General features: G+C 69.5%; 15 protein-coding genes and 1 riboswitch. Of the genes, 9 read left to right on the plus strand and 6 right to left on the minus strand.

The genetic code is table 11. The annotated features are described in order from the left end of the window. Positions 1-235 precede the first annotated feature (235 nt). Both dusB and U3649_RS17870 read left to right on the plus strand, forming a co-directional pair. Entirely contained in the window at positions 236-1,231 is a 996-nt protein-coding gene (dusB, locus tag U3649_RS17865; protein ID WP_407352634.1) for a tRNA dihydrouridine synthase DusB, read from the plus strand. A gap of 205 nt (positions 1,232-1,436) precedes the next feature. Next, the gene (locus tag U3649_RS17870; protein ID WP_407352635.1) at positions 1,437-2,270 is read left to right on the plus strand and encodes a methyltransferase domain-containing protein; all 834 of its coding nucleotides are present in this window, start codon (positions 1,437-1,439) and stop codon (positions 2,268-2,270) included. 235 nt (positions 2,271-2,505) lie between these two features. Here U3649_RS17870 and U3649_RS17875 read toward each other — a convergent pair whose 3' ends face one another. The 3 genes from U3649_RS17875 to U3649_RS17885 form a co-directional block, all read right to left on the minus strand. Further along, complete coding sequence (locus U3649_RS17875) at positions 2,506-3,564, minus strand: metal-dependent hydrolase (RefSeq protein WP_407352636.1); 1,059 nt, start codon at positions 3,562-3,564, stop codon at positions 2,506-2,508. A 271-nt stretch (positions 3,565-3,835) separates the two neighbouring features. Beyond that, positions 3,836-4,651: a UDP-2,3-diacylglucosamine diphosphatase gene (locus U3649_RS17880; RefSeq protein ID WP_407352637.1), complete on the minus strand. Its 816-nt coding sequence runs from the start codon at positions 4,649-4,651 to the stop codon at positions 3,836-3,838. Further along, positions 4,648-6,369, minus strand: coding sequence for a lysophospholipid acyltransferase family protein (locus tag U3649_RS17885; RefSeq protein WP_407352638.1), 1,722 nt, complete (start codon positions 6,367-6,369; stop codon positions 4,648-4,650). Before U3649_RS17885 ends, U3649_RS17880 begins: the two co-directional genes overlap by 4 nt. A gap of 264 nt (positions 6,370-6,633) precedes the next feature. On the opposite strand from U3649_RS17885, the gene metK reads away from it, so the two are divergent. From metK to U3649_RS17915, 6 genes are all read left to right on the plus strand, one after another. After that, positions 6,634-7,854: a methionine adenosyltransferase gene (metK, locus tag U3649_RS17890; RefSeq protein ID WP_407352639.1), complete on the plus strand. Its 1,221-nt coding sequence runs from the start codon at positions 6,634-6,636 to the stop codon at positions 7,852-7,854. A 140-nt stretch (positions 7,855-7,994) separates the two neighbouring features. After that, a complete protein-coding gene (locus U3649_RS17895; RefSeq protein WP_407352640.1) occupies positions 7,995-9,413 on the plus strand; it encodes a circularly permuted type 2 ATP-grasp protein in 1,419 nt (472 codons plus the stop codon). After that, entirely contained in the window at positions 9,413-10,405 is a 993-nt protein-coding gene (locus U3649_RS17900; RefSeq protein WP_407352641.1) for an alpha-E domain-containing protein, read from the plus strand. The genes U3649_RS17895 and U3649_RS17900 overlap by 1 nt, the downstream gene beginning before the upstream one ends. Before the next feature lie 73 nt (positions 10,406-10,478). Further along, positions 10,479-11,210 (plus strand): peptidase, encoded by a 732-nt coding sequence (locus tag U3649_RS17905; protein ID WP_407352642.1) that lies wholly within the window; start codon positions 10,479-10,481, stop codon positions 11,208-11,210. Between the two features lie 105 nt (positions 11,211-11,315). Further along, positions 11,316-12,143 (plus strand): C2 family cysteine protease, encoded by an 828-nt coding sequence (locus U3649_RS17910; RefSeq protein ID WP_407352643.1) that lies wholly within the window; start codon positions 11,316-11,318, stop codon positions 12,141-12,143. A gap of 64 nt (positions 12,144-12,207) precedes the next feature. Beyond that, complete coding sequence (locus U3649_RS17915) at positions 12,208-12,852, plus strand: hypothetical protein (RefSeq protein ID WP_407352644.1); 645 nt, start codon at positions 12,208-12,210, stop codon at positions 12,850-12,852. Between the two features lie 324 nt (positions 12,853-13,176). Here the strand turns inward: U3649_RS17915 and U3649_RS17920 are convergent, their stop codons facing one another. Then, entirely contained in the window at positions 13,177-14,865 is a 1,689-nt protein-coding gene (locus tag U3649_RS17920) for a LysM peptidoglycan-binding domain-containing protein (RefSeq protein ID WP_407352645.1), read from the minus strand. A gap of 168 nt (positions 14,866-15,033) precedes the next feature. Next, positions 15,034-15,140: riboswitch (S-adenosyl-L-homocysteine riboswitch) on the plus strand. A gap of 50 nt (positions 15,141-15,190) precedes the next feature. Here U3649_RS17920 and ahcY point away from each other — a divergent pair. After that, positions 15,191-16,645: an adenosylhomocysteinase gene (ahcY, locus tag U3649_RS17925; RefSeq protein ID WP_407352646.1), complete on the plus strand. Its 1,455-nt coding sequence runs from the start codon at positions 15,191-15,193 to the stop codon at positions 16,643-16,645. A gap of 112 nt (positions 16,646-16,757) precedes the next feature. On the opposite strand, the gene U3649_RS17930 is transcribed toward ahcY, so the two are convergent. Together U3649_RS17930 and U3649_RS17935 are read right to left on the minus strand one after the other, a co-directional pair. Continuing rightward, positions 16,758-17,066 carry a putative quinol monooxygenase gene (locus U3649_RS17930; RefSeq protein ID WP_407352647.1) on the minus strand — a complete coding sequence of 103 codons (309 nt, stop codon included), beginning with the start codon at positions 17,064-17,066 and terminating at the stop codon, positions 16,758-16,760. Positions 17,067-17,244: 178 nt separating this feature from the next. Beyond that, positions 17,245-17,655, minus strand: a complete 411-nt coding sequence (locus U3649_RS17935) for an SRPBCC family protein (RefSeq protein WP_407352648.1) — start codon at positions 17,653-17,655, stop codon at positions 17,245-17,247. Positions 17,656-17,698 lie beyond the last annotated feature (43 nt).

Raw genomic sequence — 17,698 nt, forward strand, 5'->3', positions numbered from 1 at the left:
ACAAGAGATGCTGGTGTCAGCGAATGGTTCGCGATCGATACTGCCCCCGCCCCCGGGCCCTGTCAATACTCACTCACACGTTTGTGAATATATGGCCAGTGATGCCGATGGATCGCGCGGAACCGGCGCGCGCAACGCCGCTGGCTTCCCGCTCGCACCGGGGTGCCGGGACGGCTACCCGGCCCGGCAGGTCCGTGGCAGTGCCCGCCCGGGAATGATCGGTGACAATGGCGCCATGCAGATCGGCCGCCACCGCATCGACCCGCCCGTGATCCTCGCGCCGATGGCGGGGGTCACCGACAAACCGTTCCGGCAGCTGTGCAAGCGGCTGGGCGCCGGGCTCGCGGTGTCGGAGATGACCACCTCCGACCCGCGCTTCTGGAGCACGCGCAAGTCGCGGCACCGCATGGACCACGCCGGCGAGCCCGACCCGATCGGCGTGCAGATCGCCGGCACCGTGCCGGCGGTGATGGCCGACGCCGCCCGCTACAACGTCGACCACGGCGCGCAGATCATCGACATCAATATGGGCTGCCCGGCGAAGAAGGTCTGCAACGCCTGGGCCGGCTCGGCGCTGATGCAGGACGAGGCGCTGGTCGGGCGCATCCTCGATGCCGTCGTCGCCGCGGTGGACGTGCCGGTGACGCTGAAGATCCGCACCGGCTGGGACGCGGACCACCGCAATGCCCCCGCCATCGCCCGCATCGCCGAGCGCGCCGGCGTCGCCGCGCTCGCCGTGCACGGCCGCACCCGCGACCAGCACTACGCCGGCAACGCGGAGTACGACACCATCGCCGCGATCAAGGCCGACCTGTCGATCCCGGTGATCGCCAACGGCGACATCGACTCGCCGCACAAGGCCGCCGAGGTGTTGCGCCGCACCGGCGCCGACGCGGTCATGGTCGGCCGCGCCGCGCAGGGCCGGCCGTGGATCTTCCGCGAGATCGCGCACTACCTGGCGACCGGCGAACGGCTGCCGCCGCCGTCGCTGGCCGAGGTCCGCGACGTGCTGCTCGGCCACCTGCGGGCCCTGCACGCCTTCTACGGCGAGCCGGCCGGGGTGCGCATCGCCCGCAAGCACCTGGGCTGGTACGCGAAGGACCGGTCCGAGAACACTGCTTTCCGCACCGTGGTCAACCGCGCCGAGAGCGCCGAGGCGCAGATCGGCCTGACGCGCGACTACTTCGATGCGCTGATCGCGGGTGAAGCGCCGCTGCCGGCGGCCGCTTGAACGCCGCGCCGGCATGTTCGACCAAACCAACACGTCCTCTCGTAGCAGCGCGCCATGCGCGCGATACCGGCGCCGTGTGACGATGCGACCGGCGTCTTCGGACAGGCCGCGGTTGCCGAAGCCGCTTGGCCGGGCCGACGATGTCGGCATCGTGCGCATCGCGCGCTCCTACGGAATTCCCGCCCTCGGCTGCCGCTGACCTGCCATGACCGAATCCTGCACCGCCACCGAGTTCCCCTACCTGCACGGCTTCTCGCCGACCGAGCAGGCGCGCCTGGTCAAGCAGGCCCGCCTGGCCGAATCGACCGTGTTCCGCGACATCGACTACACCGGCGCCAGGCGGCTTCTGGAAGTCGGCAGCGGCGTCGGCGCGCAGACCGAGATCCTGCTGCGCCGCTTCCCCGACCTGCGCGTCACCTGCGTCGACCTCAACGCGCAGCAGCTGGACGCGGCGCGCGCCAACCTCGCCGCGATGCCCTGGCTCGAGGGCCGCTACGCCCTGCACTGCACCGACGCCACCGACCTGCCGTTCGAGCCGCGCAGCTTCGATGCCGCCTTCCTGTGCTGGGTGCTCGAGCACGTGCCGGCGCCGGCGCGGGTGCTGGCGGAGGTGCGCCGCGTGCTGACGCCGGGCGCGCCGGTGTACGTGACCGAGGTGATGAACGCCTCGTTCCTGCTCGATCCCTACTCGCCCAACGTGTGGCGCTACTGGATGGCGTTTAACGACTTCCAGATCGACAGCGGCGGCGATCCCTTCGTCGGCGCCAAGCTCGGCAACCTGCTGCTGGCCGGCGGCTTCCGCGATGTCGCCACCCGGATCAAGACCTTCCACCTCGACAACCGCGAGCCGGCGCGACGCAAGCAGATGATCGCGTTCTGGGAGGAACTGCTGCTCTCGGCCGCCGACCAGCTGCTGGCCGCGGGCAAGGTGGACCGGGGCACCGTCGACGGCATGCGTCGCGAGCTGCGCCAGGTGCAGAACGATCCGGATGCGGTGTTCTTCTTCTCGTTCGTGCAGGCGCGGACGGTGGTGTATTGAGGGCCGTGATTCGGGATTGGTGATTCGTGATTCGCAAAAGCAATTGCTCCCGATCCGTCATCGCTGCATAGAGCGGGATGTCCTTTTCCTCCTGTGGGAGTGGCGGCGGCATGCCGCCGCCGGGAAGTCGCGACACCGGCAGAGGAGAGACAGCCATGCAAAACGGGATGGGCGCGTGTCCTGACTTTACGGCGACACGCCGCCGCGAGAAGGCGCGCCCGGTCGCCCGCGAGTGTTATCGGGTCGCACCTTCCGTGGCGCCCTCATGCGCGTCCAGTCTTCCGTCCGCCGCGGAATCCTTCCAGATCCGCGCCCACATCTCGCCCAGGCGGCGGCGGGCCTCCCACGGCCATGACAGCTGCTCCGGCGGGATCGACCGCCAGTGCTCACCATCGCGCTCGGCGACGGCGAAGTTGAAGCTGTAGTCGGGCTCGGCGCCCATGCGCAGGTCGCTCAGCACCAGTTGCCCGTCGCGGACCTCGGCCTTCATGAAGCCGTGGTTGAACCAGGCCAGGCGCCGCACCGCCGGCAGCTCGGCGACCTCGGCCAGCGCCTCGGTGTCGGACGGGTAACGGCGGAAGCGCATCGGCCCGCTGTCCGCGACCAGCGAGCGCTCGCCCTCCAGGAAGCCATCGGGCGTCATCGCCACCACGCGCCAGAGCAGCGTGTTGAACGGCATCGGCACCGAGAAGCGCGGCGCATCGGCCAGGCCCATGCCAACCAGGGCACGCTCGGCGTCGCGCTCCACCATGCCCTTGGCCAGCAGCGACCAGCCGAGATAGGCCGAGCTCAGCGCCAGCCCGAGCACGAGCGCGCGCCGCGCGACCGGCCGCGTGCCGGCGAACGCCGCCGCCAGCATGCCGAGGAACAGCCACAGCGTGTACATCGGGTCGATGATGAATACGCTCGACCACATCACCGGCGGCAGCGGCAACGGCCACAGCAGCTGGGTGCCGTAGACGGTGAACGCATCGAGCAGCGGATGCGTGACCAGGGCCAGCTGCATCGCCCAGAACCAGCGCACGGGCGCCTCCGCCACGCGGCCGTCGCGGCCTCGGAACACGGCCCAGATCGCCCAGGCCACCAGCGGCAGCACCAGCAGCGAATGGCTCAGGCCCCGGTGCAGCGTCATCAGCGCGACCGGATCGTCGGTCAACAGCATGATCGGGAACGAGTCGAGGTCCGGCAGCGTGCCGAGGGCGGCGCCGGCAAGCAGCGCGGCACGGCGATGGTGCTTCGGCACCACCGCGGCGGCGACGGAGGCGCCGAGCAGGATCTGGGTGATGGAGTCCATGCGGCGATGCTAGCAGGCAACAATGCAGCGTAGCCGCCGCATCCAAGCGGCGCCCTCGCAAGCCGTAGAGCCGAGCTTGCTCGGCTGCGCCTGGGCGGGGGAAAGCAGCGGAGCAAGCTCCGCTCTACGGGTGACACCGTCGCAGGCGACGGCACTCGCGGCAGTGGCGCCTCCGCAGGCCGTAGAGCCGAGCTTGCTCGGCTGCGCCTGGGGAGAAAGGCAGCGGAGCAAGCTCCGCTCTACGAGGGGTGATGCCGTTGCGGGTGACGGCTCACGCCGCGCGCGGCAGCGTGGCGTCGTCGGCCACCAGGCGCAGGCGCGGCAGCACCTCGGCCAGGACGTCGCCGCGGTGCGAGAGCAGGCGCAGGCTGCCGTCGTTCTCCTCGACCAGCGCGGTCAGGCTCTCCACCCAGTCGCCGTCGTTGGCGTAGACCAGGCCGTCGCGCTGCAGCAGCGCGGCGCGATGGATGTGCCCGCAGACGATCCCGTCCAGCCCGCGCCGGCGCACGTCGTCCAGCCCCGCCTGCACGAAGCGCTCGATGTAGCGCTCGGCGGCGCCGCTCTGGCGCTTGAGGAATTCCGACAGCGACCAGTAGCGCCGCCCCAGCCGGCGGCGGACGTGGTTCAACAGCTGGTTGCCGGTGAGGATGCGGTAGTACAGCCAGTCGCCGAACTTCTCCTGCAGGCCGCCGAAATGGGTGATCGCGTCGTAGTCGTCGCCGTGGGTGACCAGCAGCCGGCGGCCGTCGGCGGTGACGTGGACGGTGCGCCGGCGCAACTGCATCGCCGGCAGCATCAGCCCGCAGAAGCGGCGCACGGCGCGATCGTGGTTGCCGGGCACGTAGATCAGCTCCGCCCCCGCCCGGTGCTGCGCGTGCAATGCCTCGATCACCCGCTGCTGCGCCGCCCCCCAGCGCGCGCGTCGCTGCGCCATCCACCACAGGTCGACGATGTCGCCGACCAGGTACAGCCGCCGGCAGCGCACGGTCCCCAGGAACTCCGCCAGCTCGGCCGCGTGGCAGTGCTTCGAGCCCAGATGGAGATCGGACACGAAGACCGCCCGCCGCATCGGTGTCATTGCGCTCATGCCATCACCTCTTCCCCGTTGGGGCACGTGGCCCCGCCCTTCCCCAGATAACGCTGTCGCTTCTTCGGCCGCAGCCGCTGCATGTCGACCTCGATCAGGCCGTCGATCGAATCGCTGAAGTCCGGATCGATGCCGAACGCCAGGAACCGCGCCCCGCCCGGCTCGCACAGCTCGGTGTACTGCTTGTAGAGCGTCGGCACCGCGGTGCCGGTCGCGGCCAGGTTCTGCCTGAGCACGCGGAACGCGGTGTCCGCGTCCAGTTCGCCGAAGCAGGGCGGCGCGGCGAAATAACGGAACGGCCGCGGCGAGGCCGCCAGCGGCTCGTCGCTGCCGTAGTAGCGCTGGTAGTAGGCGACCAGTTGCTCGCGCGCCGCCAGCGGCAGCGCCGCGCTGATCGACACCGCCCCGTACAGGTAGCGCACCCGCGGCCAGCGCCGCAGGTAGGCGCCGATGCCCTGCCACAGGTAGTCGAGGCTGCGGCTGCCCCAGTATTCCGGCACCACGAAGCTGCGCCCCAGCTCCATGCCTTCGGCCAGTCGCGGGATCGCGTCGTCGGCGTAGCGGAACAGCGAGGCGCTGTAGAGGCCGTCGAGTCCGCATCGCGCCAGCAGCGGCGCGACGCGGGCGACACGGTAGGCGCCGGCGATCCGCGACCGCGCCGCGTCCCAGACCAGGATGTGCTCGTAGTGGGCGTCGAAGCGGTCGAGGTCGCGGCGGCGGCCGGTCCCCTCGCCGACCTTGCGGAAGGTCAGCTCGCGCAACCGGCCGATCTCCAGCAGCAGCGGCGACTCCGTGCTCCCCTGCAGCAGACGGATCTGCATGCCGTCGGCGGTGGTGCCCAGCAGTTCGGTCGCCGCGAGCGCCCGCCGCAGCCGCTGCGGGTCGAGTTCAGGCGCCAGTGCCTGCGGCGCGGCCGGCGCGCGCCGTTCGCGGCCGAGCATGTACAGCGTGGCGCGGATCCTGCGCAGCACCGACGCCGTGTCGCCGTCGCCGACCTGCAGTGGTTGCCCGATATGCAGCTGCAGCGGCCGCGACCGCCGCGCGAACATTTCCCGCGCCAGCAGCGCCGTGGCCGCCGGCTTGTACAGCGCCGAGGTGCCGTAGAACAGGGCCGAATTGCGCGCCACGATCCGCACCGGCAGCACCGGCGCCGCCGTGGCCCGCGCGTAGCGCACCACTGCCTTGCGCCAGCGCCCGTCGCGCACCCCGCGCCACCCGAACCGCGAGACTTCGCCGGCCGGGAACACGACCACGCACTGCCCGGCCTGCAACGCCCGGCCCACCGCGCGCACGCTCGAAGCGTCGGCGCGGCCGCCAAGGACCCGCACCGGCAGCAGCAGCTCCTCGAGCGGCCAGATCGCGGACAGGAAGTCGTTGGCGACGATCCGCACGTCGCGCCGCACCCGCCCGATGCAATCGAGCAGCGCCAGCGCGTCCAGCGCCCCGGACGGATGATTGGCGACGACCAGCAGTCTCCCCGTTGCCGGGATCCGCGCCAGCGCATCGTCGGCCACGTCGTAGCGCGCCTGCAGGAAGCGCAGCGTGGCGGTCACGAAATCGAAACCGCGCAGATGGCCCTGCTCGGCCAGGAACGCATCGATGTCCTGCAGCCGCGACCAACGGCCCAGGGTGCGCAGCAGCGGCCGGGCCAATTCCGCACGGCGGCCGCGGAACCAGTGCGGGAAGCGTTGCTGCAGGCGCTGTTCCAACTGGAGCATGGGAGCGAGAGGGTCGGCCCGGACGGCCGCCAGCCTGCCCCCGGGCGAAGACAGCCTGGTTGCGGATTTGCTGCGCGGTGGTGACAGCGCCCCGGGCCTTCAGGTGTACCGGCATGCCCGTTGCCCTGTAGGAGGGAATAGAGTGAGCCAGGTGCCTCGTGCCCCGGCAGCGGTCCACCTGCGCACGCGCCGGCGGCTGCGGTATCATGCCCGGCCATCTTTTCATCCGAATCAAGGGATGCGTCCCTCCAGGAGCCCGTGACGATGTCCAGCTATCTCTTCACCTCCGAATCGGTCTCCGAAGGCCATCCGGACAAGGTCGCCGACCAGATCTCCGACGCGGTGCTCGACGCCATCCTCGCCCAGGACAAGCGCGCCCGCGTGGCCTGCGAGACGATGGTCAAGACCGGTGTCGCGATCGTCGCCGGCGAGGTGACGACCTCGGCATGGGTGGACCTGGAGGCGCTGGTGCGCAAGGTCATCACCGACATCGGCTACGACAGCTCGCAGGTCGGCTTCGACGGCGAGACCTGCGGCGTGCTCAACCTGATCGGCAAGCAATCGCTGCACATCGCCCAGGGCGTGGATCGCAAGAAGCCGGAGGAACAGGGCGCGGGCGACCAGGGCCTGATGTTCGGCTACGCCTGCAACGAGGCCCCCGAGTACATGCCGGCGCCGATCTACTACGCCCACCGCCTGGTCGAGCAACAAGGCAAGGTGCGCAAGAAGAAGAACTCGCCGCTGCCGTGGCTGCGCCCCGACGCCAAGAGCCAGGTGACCCTGCGCTACGACAACGAGAACCGCATCGTCGGCCTGGACGCGGTGGTGCTGTCGACCCAGCACGACCCGGGCGTCCGCCAGAAGGACCTGATCGAGGCGGTACGCGAGCACGTGCTCAAGCCGGTGCTGCCGAAGAAATGGCTGGACGGGCTGTCGAAGAAGAAGCTGCACATCAATCCCACCGGCATGTTCGAGATCGGCGGCCCGGTGGGCGACTGCGGCCTGACCGGGCGCAAGATCATCGTCGACACCTACGGCGGCATGGCCCGCCACGGCGGCGGCGCGTTCTCCGGCAAGGACCCGTCCAAGGTCGACCGCTCCGCCGCCTACGCCGCGCGCTACGTCGCCAAGAACGCGGTCGCCGCCGGCCTGGCCGACAAGTGCGAGGTGCAGGTGAGCTACGCCATCGGCGTGGCCGAGCCGACCTCGATCTCGGTCACCACCTTCGGCACCGGCCACATCAGCGACGACCGCATCGAGAAGCTGATCCGCGCGCACTTCGACCTGCGCCCCTACGGCATCGTCAAGATGCTCGACCTGATCCACCCGGTGTACCGCGCCACCGCCGCCTACGGCCACTTCGGCCGCAAGCCGAAGGAAGTGAGCTACGTCGACGGCGCCGGCAAGAAGCAGACCGCGACCGCCTTCTCCTGGGAGAAGACCGACCGCGCCGAGGAGCTGCGCAAGGCCGCCAAGCTGAAGTAGTCCGCCGCACGGCCGTTGTCGCCCGGGGGCCGCGCAAGCGGCCTCCGGCGTTCCGGGCGACGACGGCCGGTGCCGCCGTGCGCTTTGCACGTTGCCTGGTTCATGGTATGTCTGAGGCGTCGCGCGATACAGGCCCACGGATGCAGCCCCACTTCGACGAGATGCACGACGCCGGCGGCAACGTCCGTCCGCACTACCGCGCGTTCGACGACTGGCTGCGCAACACCCCCGACGAGCAGATCGCGCACAAGCGGCGCCAGGCAGAGATCTCCTTCCACCGCGTCGGCATCACCTTCTCGGTCTACGGCGAGGAGACCGGCAACGAGCGCCTGATCCCGTTCGACCTGGTGCCGCGGATCCTGCCGGCGCCCGAATGGCGCATGCTCGAGGCCGGCCTGCGCCAGCGCGTGCACGCGCTCAACCTGTTCCTCGGCGACGTCTACGGCGAGCAGCGCATCCTGCGCGAACGGCGCATCCCGCCCGAGCTGGTGCTCGACAACAGCGAGTACCGCCGCGAGATGCAGGGGCTGCGGGTGCCCGGCGACGTCTACGCGCACATCTCCGGCATCGACCTGGTACGCGCCGGCGACGGCGAGTACTACGTGCTCGAGGACAACCTGCGGGTGGCGTCCGGCGTGTCCTACATGCTGGAGAACCGGCGCATGATGGCGCGGCTGATCCCGGAGCTGTTCGCCAGCCAGCAGATCGCGCCGGTGGAGCGCTATCCCGACGCGCTGCTGGGGATCCTGCGCCAGGCCGCGCCGGCCAACATCGACAACCCGATCGCCGCGGTGCTCACGCCGGGCGCGGCGAACTCCGCCTACTTCGAGCACGCCTTCCTCGCCCAGCAGATGGGCGTGGAACTGGTGGAGGGCGCGGACCTGTTCGTGCGCGACGACATGGTCTACATGCGCACCACCCGCGGGCCGCAGCGGGTGCACGTGATCTACCGCCGCGTCAACGACGATTTCCTGGACCCGACCGTGTTCCGGCCCGACTCGCTGCTCGGCGTGCCGGGCCTGTTCGCCGCCTATCGCGCCGGCAACGTCACCCTGGCCAACGCCCCGGGCACAGGCGTGGCCGACGACAAGTCGGTCTACCCCTACGTGCCGGAGATGATCCGCTTCTATCTCAGCGAGGAGCCGATCCTGCACAACGTGCCCACCCGCATGCTGCGCAACCCGGACGACCTGCAGTACGCGCTCGAGCGTCTCGACGAGTTGGTAGTCAAGGAAGTCCACGGCGCCGGCGGCTACGGCATGCTGGTGGGGCCGGCCGCCAGCCGCGCCGAGATCGCCGCCTTCCGCGAGCAGATCGTCGCCAGGCCGGGCAACTACATCGCGCAGCCGACGCTGTCGCTGTCGACCTGCCCCACCTTCGTCGAGAGCGGGCTGGCGCCGCGCCATATCGACCTGCGCCCGTACATCCTCAGCGGCCAGCGCATCCACGTGGTGCCCGGTGGGCTGACCCGGGTGGCGCTGCGCGAAGGCTCGCTGGTGGTGAACTCGTCGCAGGGCGGCGGCACCAAGGACACCTGGGTGCTGGAGGGACCGGAATAATGCTGTGCCGCACCGCCAGCGACCTGTACTGGGTGGCGCGCAACATCGAGCGCGCCGAGAACACCGCGCGCCTGGTCGACGTGACCCTGCGCATCGCCATGCTCCCCGAGCGCCTGGACCGCGGCAAGGCCGAGGCCGCGCCATGGCGACGGGCGCTGGACGCGCTCGGCATCGCCGACGGGTTCGCGCAGCGGCACGGCGCCATCGACGCCGAGACCGTGCTCCGCCACCTGCTGCTGTCGCCGGACAACCCGTCCTCGGTCTACCGCTGCTTCCGCGACGCGCGCGAGCAGGCGCGCGCGCAGCGGGTCGCGATCACCTCGGAGATGTACGAGGACCTCAACACCTCCTGGCTCGAGTTCCGCACCCTCGGCTGGCCTCGGGTCCGCAGCGAGGGGGTGAGCAGCCTGCTGGAATGGGTGAAGGGGCGCTCGGCCTCGTTTCGCGGCGTCACCATCGGCACCCTCGGCCGTGGCGAGGGCTACCACTTCCTGCAGCTGGGCGCGTTCATCGAGCGCGCCGACTGGGCGGTGCGGCTGCTCGACGTGATCGGCAGCGAGGCCGACCTGCCGGAGACCGGCGAGGCCCGCGACGCGGTCGAATACTTCCAGTGGAGCGCGCTGCTGCAGTCGCTGTCGGCGTTCGAGATGTACCGCCGGCTGTACCGCGAGTCGGTGATCCCGCGCTGCGTGACCGAGCTGATGCTGCTGCGGCCGGAGAACCCGCGCTCGCTGCAGACCTGCGTCGGCACCCTGCTCGACGTGCTGCAGACGATGGCCGGCGGCGAGCGCATGGAGGCGGTGCGCCTGGCCGGTGCGCTGTCGGCGCAGTCGCGCTATGCGCTGATCGACGAGGTGATCGGCGACGGCCTGGAGCCGTACCTGCAGGACACCATGGCGCGCCTGAGCGCGCTCGGTGACGAGATCCACCGCCAGTTCATGGTCTCGCTGGACGCCAGCCAGACGCAGTCGCAAACGCAGGCGGCGACGTGAACCGCTTCCCGTCGGGGCCGTTGCCGGCTATCTTCTCGCGCCACCCGCACATCCGGACGGATACCCTGTCGCGATGACCTACTGTGTCGGACTCAACCTGGAACAGGGGCTGATCTTCGCCTCCGACTCGCGCACCAACGCCGGCGTCGACGACATCGGCCGTTTCGGCAAGATGCGCGTCTTCGCCAACGACGGCGAGCGCGTCATCGTCACCCTGTCGGCGGGCAACCTCTCGGTCACCCAGAACGCGCTGAACCTGCTCGATCACCGCGCCACGCACGACGCCGCGCAGTCGGGGCTGATGAACGCGAAATCGATGTTCGAGGTCGCCACCCTGGTCGGCGACGCGATGCGCGAGATCCGCGCCCGCGACGAGTCCTACCTGCGCAGCAGCAACATCGACCCGAACGCCTCGTTCATCCTCGGCGGGCAGATCGCCGGCGAGAGCCCGCGCCTGTTCCTGGTGTATTCGGAAGGCAACTTCATCGAGAGCCTGGCCGACACGCCGTTCTTCCAGACCGGCGAGACCAAGTTCGGCCGGCCGATCCTCGACCGCGGGATCACCCCGCAGACGTCGCTGTCCGAGGCCGCCAAGTGCGTGCTGGTGTCGTTCGACTCGACCATCCGCTCCAACGTCTCGGTCGGCGCGCCGATCGACCTGCTGGCCTACCGTCGCGACGCCCTGCGCGTGGACGTGCAGTGCCGGCTGGAGGAAGACGACCCCTACTACGGCGAGATCCGCCGGCAGTGGAACGACAGCCTGCGTACCGCGTTGCGGACGCTGCCGGATCCGGACTGGCTGTAGATCCGGGGCGGGTCGTCCCGCCTCGGATAGGGCCAACCCCAGCTTGTCCGGCGCAGATGCCGGTCGCTAGAGTCGTCCCGGTTACCGTCACCGGAGGCATTCGCCATGTCGCTAGACCAGGTTTCCTGGGCATCTCCCGTGCGGCTGCCTGACGCGGCCGCCACGGCGGGCAAAGTCAAGAATCCCTGCGACGACGGCGAGTGCAGGCCGATCGAGGGCGAGACCACGCCCTTCGCCCAGGGCACGGGCGACTCCCACGCAGTCGCGCCCAACGACGTGCGCCAGGGCCAGATGAACAATTGCTTCCTGGTCGCGGCGATGTCGGCGGTGGCCGAGCAGGATCCCGGGGCCATCGAGGAGATGATCCGGGACAACGGCGACGGCACCTACACCGTCACCCTGCACCAGTACGACGAGGGCGGCCTGTTCGGGATCGGCTCCGGCTGGGAAGAAGTGCAGATCACCGTGACCGCCGAGTTCCCGGAGAGCGCCGCGCAGGGCTCCGGCGATGTCGCCGACGGCGCGCAGGAGATCTGGCCACAACTGATCGAGAAGGCCTACGCGCAACTGACCGGCGGTTACGGCGGGTTCGAGGCCGGCGGCAGCCCCGCCGCTGCGCTGTCCGCGCTCACCGGCGAGTCGGCCGATTCGCGCGCTCCGGGCGATCTCGGCTTCGGGGACCTGCAAGCACGCTTCGAGGACGGCGACGCAATCACCTTCCTGGCGCCGGAAACCTTCGAGGGCGAGGCAGCGCAGTTGGCGCAGGAGCACAACGTGGTCGGCTGGCACACCTACTCGGTGAGCGACGTCTTCGTGCAGGACGGCGTGCAGATGGTCGAGCTGCGCAACCCCTGGGGCAGCGGCGACGTGACCCTGCCCTATTCCGAAGCGCAGCAGATCTTCCTGTCGATCTCGAACGTGCCGCGCGATTGACGCGGCCTCGCCCAGCGGCGATGGTAGCCACGGCTGCCACACCGGAACCGGGCGCATGCGACGCATGACGCGATCCACCCTCCTCCTGCTCGCGGGCGCATGCCTGGCCGCGGCGCAGGCACTGCAGGCCGCGCAGCCGCAACCCGACCGGCGGACACCCGAGATGAGCGATGTGATCGAACTGACCCAGGGCATCCCCTGGAGAAACGGCGAAGCGGCGCTGGGGCTGAGCAACGTCTTCGTGGATGGCGGCGCGCCGCGCGCGCAACTCAGCTTCATCGACGCCCCGTCCGGCGACCCGGACGTCACGCTCGCCAGCGGCGCGGTGCTGCCCGTGGGCGGACGCTTCGTGCAGGTCGGCGCGATCGTCCCCGCCGCCGGGGGGACACGCGCCACGGTGCAACTGCAACCGGTGGCCGACGCCGGCGGCATCGCACCGCCGGACGCCGGCCACCCGGTCCTGCTCCAGCAGGGACGGCTCCGCACCGGCGGCGGCTGGATCGCCGCCATCGACATCGCCCCCGATACGGCCATCGTCGAACGCTGGCCGCTTGGCCAGGCCCGTTCGCGGCTGTCCTCGGACGCAGTGGAAACACGGACGCTGCGCGTCGGCGACACGCTCGACACCGGCGACGCGCAGTTGCGCGTGCTGCGCATCCAACCCCCTGCGGGAGAACTGCTGGGTTTCGTGGAACTGGTCGCCGACTGACGTCCGCCCGCCTCGCGACCGGGGCCGCTGCCGAAATCCGACCTGCCCGGTGGCCTTCGGCGATTGCCGCGGCGTCGCGACTTCCGTCGCTCCCGCAAAAAGCGATCGCGACGCTGCCATGTTCTTCGGTGGACAAGGGTGAAGGAAGCGTACAGTGGGCCTGCTTCGTGTGGGAGCGACGGAAGTCGCGACACGGATCCGCGACTGCCATCGCACCCACTGAAGCGGCCGCACCCGAGCGCCCGTTCGTTGCTCCAACGACGAAGGGGCCGCACGGGCGGCCCCTTCGCATGACATTCCGCACCGAGCAACCGGCAGACGGCGTCAGGACGACTCGACGCCGGCGTCGATCCGCTCGTAGCCGTCGCGGATGTCGCCGTCGGCGGCGGTGGAGATCGAGAACAGCCGCTCCGCGAAACCGTAGGGATCGCTGTTGAGGTTGCGGGCCATGGAGATGGCGAAGTCCATCGGTTCGGTGCCACGGTTGCCGCTGTAGTCCTCCACCAGGATCCGCAGCTCGGTGCCGCCGATCTCGTAGGTGTCGACCGCATCCTCGGTCTGGCCGATCAGCGCCTGGATCTGATCCTCGCTGAAGGTCAGGGTGGCAGTCTCGCCGGCCTCGACCGGGCCGCTACCCTCGACACTGCCCGTCAGCGCCGCATTGAGCAGCTGCACGTTGTTGTCGTCCACCGCCACTTCGAACTGGTAGCTGCGCTCGCCCAGCAGCTCGGTGCCCTCGGCGTCGAAGCGCTGGTTGATCTGCAGCGGCACGTTGCCGCTATAGCCCAGGTCGGTGGTCAGGGCGAAGGAGCCGTCCGGATAGGTGGTCTGCACCACGCTGCCGGTGTTCTGCGCGCCGCCCAGCTCCACGCTCAGCGGACCGACCTTGGCACGCAGCTGCGACTGCGAGGAGTAGTCGAGGCGCTCGACCGTAGCCACGTTGTCGACGCCGGCAGTCTCGTGCGCCACCTGGCCGGTGGCCGTGAAATGGGCATAGGCCGCCTGCCCATCCGCCGTGGACAGGTCGAAGTCGGCGGTGCGCAGGGTGGAGCCGGCCAGGCTGTCCTGGCGCCCCACCATCACCGACAGGTCGGAGCCGGCGCGCAGGCCCACGCCGTTGAAGGCCTGCACCGACTCGGTCGGCCCCATCATCACGCGCACGGTGTTCTCGTCGGTGCGCTCGACGATGTAGCTGGTGCCCTGCCCTTCCTGCACCTTGGTCTCGGTGCCGATGTGGCGGAACGAGCCGGCCAGCGACGTCTCGGCGAAGACCTCGCTGTTCATCGTCACCTGGCCGCCCACCGGAATGGTGGTCGGATCGAACGGGTTGACCTGGACCGCCGCCTCCACCGATTGATTTTCGCCGGGCAGCGTCACCTGGTAGCTGCTCTTGAAGCCGGTGCCGGCACCGACCTCGGCCTCGAACCCGCCCTTGCGGCCGCCCGCGTCGACCGAGCCGCTGGCCGAGACGCTGGTCTGCATCTCGACCGTGAACTGGGTATTGCCGTTGTCGTTCTTCTGCCCGTAAGCGACGGCGGTGTCGCGGCGCGCCGTCAGCTGCACGCCGTCGCCGACATCAGGCGTCTCCACCTTCTGGCCTTCGGTCAGGGTCACCTTGCCTTCGCTCGGCTCCCAGGTGAGGCTGCCGGTCTGGCCGCTGCCGCCCTCGCCCTCGATGCCGACCTTCACGTCGGTGGACGGATAGGACGGCCCGCCGGTGATCGGGTCGCCCTCGGTCACGCTCATCGGCGCGGCCGGGATGGTCAGCTCGTCGCCCTGCAGCAACGTGCCGCCGCCGTTCTGCATCTGCGCTTCCATCGACCGGAACTTCGCCTCGCCCGGATCCGTCGGGCTGAAGATCTGCGGGTTCGCCTCGCGGATCGCCTGCGAGGTGACGCCGAAGCGCTCGGCGATGCTGTGCAGCGACTCGTTGGCGCCGACGGTGTAGGACTGCGGCTGGTTCTGCGGCTGGTAGACGGGGCCGCCGCCACCGCCATCGATCGTGAAAGCCATCGAAGTACCCTCGATTCCGTGGACCGGTGATACCCAGGACTGTACGCCCGCGCCCGCCGCCCCGGCACTAGGGATGACCCGAGGGGCGCGCGCACGTCGGCGCCCGCGCCGGCGCCCGGCGGCCGCCCGGTCATCTTCCCTTCGCAGGATGGCGATACAATGGTTGACCCTGTCGAGGGGCGCTGCGACCGTGCCATTTGCTGATCCGCGATCATTCCGCAACAGGCGCACGGCCAGGCTCGACGGGTTCCACGCAACAACGGCGCCCGGTTGCCTTCACCCGCCCCACCGCACGCGGCAGGGGCCACGAACCGGAGCAGAACCCATGAACGCTGTCGCCAAGCCAGCCGCCAACACCCCATCCAGCGGCGACTACCGCATCGCCGACATCTCCCTGGCCGACTGGGGCCGCAAGGAGATCGACATCGCCGAGCACGAGATGCCGGGCCTGATGTCCATCCGCCGCAAGCACGCCGCCGACGCCCCGCTCGAGGGCGTGCGCGTGACCGGCTCGCTGCACATGACCATCCAGACCGCGGTGCTGATCGAGACCCTGAAGGACATCGGCGCCGACGTGCGCTGGGCCTCGTGCAACATCTTCTCCACCCAGGACCACGCCGCCGCGGCCATCGCCGCCACCGGCACCCCGGTGTTCGCCTGGAAGGGCGAGACCCTGGAGGAATACTGGGACTGCACGCTCGACGCGCTGAGCTTCCCCGACGGCAAGGGCGGCTTCCTCGGCCCGCAGCTGGTCGTGGACGACGGCGGCGACGTCACCCTGCTGATCCACAAGGGCTTTGAACTCGAGCAGGGCTCCAATTGGGTGGAATCGGCCTCGTCCAGCCACGAGGAGCAGGTGATCAAGGACCTGCTCAAGCGCGTCGCCCAGGAGCGCCCCGGCTTCTGGACCACCGTGGTCAAGGACTGGAAGGGCGTGTCCGAGGAGACCACCACCGGCGTGCACCGCCTCTACCAGCTGGCCGAACAGGGCAAGCTGCTGGTGCCGGCGATCAACGTCAACGACTCGGTCACCAAGAGCAAGTTCGACAACCTGTACGGCTGCCGCGAGTCGCTGGCCGACGGCCTCAAGCGCGCCATGGACGTGATGCTGGCCGGCAAGGTGGCCGTGGTCTGCGGCTACGGCGACGTGGGCAAGGGATCGGCGCACAGCCTGCGCGCCTACGGCGCCCGCGTGATCGTCACCGAGATCGACCCGATCTGCGCCCTGCAGGCGGCGATGGAGGGCTTCGAGGTCACCACCATCGAGGACACCCTGGGCCGCGCCGACATCTACGTCACCACCACCGGCAACAAGGACATCATCACCGTGCAGCACATGCAGGCGATGAAGGACCAGGCCATCGTCTGCAACATCGGCCACTTCGACAACGAGATCCAGGTGGACGCGCTGAAGGCGCTGGACGGCGTGGAGAAGATCAACATCAAGCCGCAGGTGGACAAGTTCGTGTTCGCGAACGGCAATGCGATCTTCCTGCTGGCCGAGGGCCGCCTGGTGAACCTGGGCTGCGCGACCGGCCACCCCAGCTTCGTGATGTCGAACTCATTCTCCAACCAGACGCTGGCGCAGATCGACCTGTGGGCCAACAAGGACCAGTACGAACCCAAGGTCTACATCCTGCCCAAGCGGCTGGACGAGGAAGTCGCCCGCCTGCACCTGGACAAGATCGGCGTGAAGCTGACCAAGCTCACCCAGGAGCAGGCCGAGTACCTCGGCGTGCCGGTGGACGGCCCGTTCAAGTCGGAGCACTACCGGTACTGACCGGCGAATCGATCATCCGCTGCAAACCAGAACGGGCGCCGAGAGGCGCCCGTTCTTCGTTCGCGGCCACAGAAGTCGTCTGGCCTTGATCGGCGTCGTGTCGTTCGAGCCGCTAGGCGCCCTTCGACCATACCGGCGTCAGCGCCGTCACCTGCGGAGGCCCGGAAAGCAGCGGCTCCACCTCCTTCAGGTACTCGGCATAGCTCTCCGTCTCCAGGAACGCCTGCGACGCCTCGGCGCTCGCGTATTGCTGGAACGCGTAGATGGCGTCCGGATCCGCGTTGTCGAAGCAATAGAAATAGGCGGTATGGCCGGGATTGGCCGACACGGCCGGCGCCATGTGCCGCTCCCATACTTTCCGGACCTCGTCCCGGCGCCCGGGTTGCGTCTTGTGCTGGATGATGAGTGCGAAAGAAGTCATCTCGATCCTTGCGGTCATGGTAGATGGAGACTTGACGCTCATCGTCCTCCACGGACTGGAGCAGTCTTCGTCCCGAATGCTGACGATCCGTTCACCGTCGTCCCAGCGCAAGCCTGGACCCAGTTTGCGGTATCCCTGAACAATCCAGCGCGACGCCGGACGGCCAGCCCTTTCCGGCTCAGCCCTTGGCTTCCACGTACCGGCCGAAGTTGTCCAGGATCGCCTGCCACCCCAGCCGCTGCATCTCGTGCGGATTCTCGCTCTCCGCGTCGAACGTCTCCTTCACCAGCACGCCCTCGGGGCGCTCGACGAACTCGACCTCGACCTCGCGGCCGTCGCTCATCCGGTACTCGATGGCCTGGTTCGGCACGACGCGGGTGTAGGTGCCCTCGAAGTCGAAGCCCACGCTGCCGTCCTTCGCCTCCATGCGCGCCCGGAACTTGCCGCCTTCGCGCAGATCGACGGCGCTCTCGGTCGTGTGCCAGTCGTCCTGCGGCGCATTCCACTGCTTGATGGCTTCCGGATCGTTCCAGGCCGCCCAGACCTCGTCCGGCTGGGCCCTGACGAGCGTCTCTACGGTGATCTTCATGGGTGTCTCCTACGTGATGGTTGTGAGCGGGTGCGACATCCAT

It is taken from the genome of Luteimonas sp. R10, from assembly GCF_045689605.1.
Classification (GTDB): Bacteria; Pseudomonadota; Gammaproteobacteria; order Xanthomonadales; family Xanthomonadaceae; genus Luteimonas.

Excerpts from the sequence above, each read along its gene's own strand:
- ahcY (WP_407352646.1), top strand. The coding sequence starts at position 15,191 with ATGAACGCTGTCGCCAAGCCAGCCGCCAACACCCCATCCAGCGGCGAC.
- U3649_RS17930 (WP_407352647.1), bottom strand. The coding sequence starts at position 17,066 with ATGACTTCTTTCGCACTCATCATCCAGCACAAGACGCAACCCGGGCGC.
- dusB (WP_407352634.1), top strand. The coding sequence starts at position 236 with ATGCAGATCGGCCGCCACCGCATCGACCCGCCCGTGATCCTCGCGCCG.
- U3649_RS17870 (WP_407352635.1), top strand. The coding sequence starts at position 1,437 with ATGACCGAATCCTGCACCGCCACCGAGTTCCCCTACCTGCACGGCTTC.
- metK (WP_407352639.1), top strand. The coding sequence starts at position 6,634 with ATGTCCAGCTATCTCTTCACCTCCGAATCGGTCTCCGAAGGCCATCCG.
- U3649_RS17880 (WP_407352637.1), bottom strand. The coding sequence starts at position 4,651 with ATGAGCGCAATGACACCGATGCGGCGGGCGGTCTTCGTGTCCGATCTC.
- U3649_RS17900 (WP_407352641.1), top strand. The coding sequence starts at position 9,413 with ATGCTGTGCCGCACCGCCAGCGACCTGTACTGGGTGGCGCGCAACATC.
- U3649_RS17895 (WP_407352640.1), top strand. The coding sequence starts at position 7,995 with ATGCAGCCCCACTTCGACGAGATGCACGACGCCGGCGGCAACGTCCGT.
- U3649_RS17910 (WP_407352643.1), top strand. The coding sequence starts at position 11,316 with ATGTCGCTAGACCAGGTTTCCTGGGCATCTCCCGTGCGGCTGCCTGAC.
- U3649_RS17905 (WP_407352642.1), top strand. The coding sequence starts at position 10,479 with ATGACCTACTGTGTCGGACTCAACCTGGAACAGGGGCTGATCTTCGCC.
- U3649_RS17915 (WP_407352644.1), top strand. The coding sequence starts at position 12,208 with ATGACGCGATCCACCCTCCTCCTGCTCGCGGGCGCATGCCTGGCCGCG.
- U3649_RS17920 (WP_407352645.1), bottom strand. The coding sequence starts at position 14,865 with ATGGCTTTCACGATCGATGGCGGTGGCGGCGGCCCCGTCTACCAGCCG.
- U3649_RS17875 (WP_407352636.1), bottom strand. The coding sequence starts at position 3,564 with ATGGACTCCATCACCCAGATCCTGCTCGGCGCCTCCGTCGCCGCCGCG.
- U3649_RS17935 (WP_407352648.1), bottom strand. The coding sequence starts at position 17,655 with ATGAAGATCACCGTAGAGACGCTCGTCAGGGCCCAGCCGGACGAGGTC.
- U3649_RS17885 (WP_407352638.1), bottom strand. The coding sequence starts at position 6,369 with ATGCTCCAGTTGGAACAGCGCCTGCAGCAACGCTTCCCGCACTGGTTC.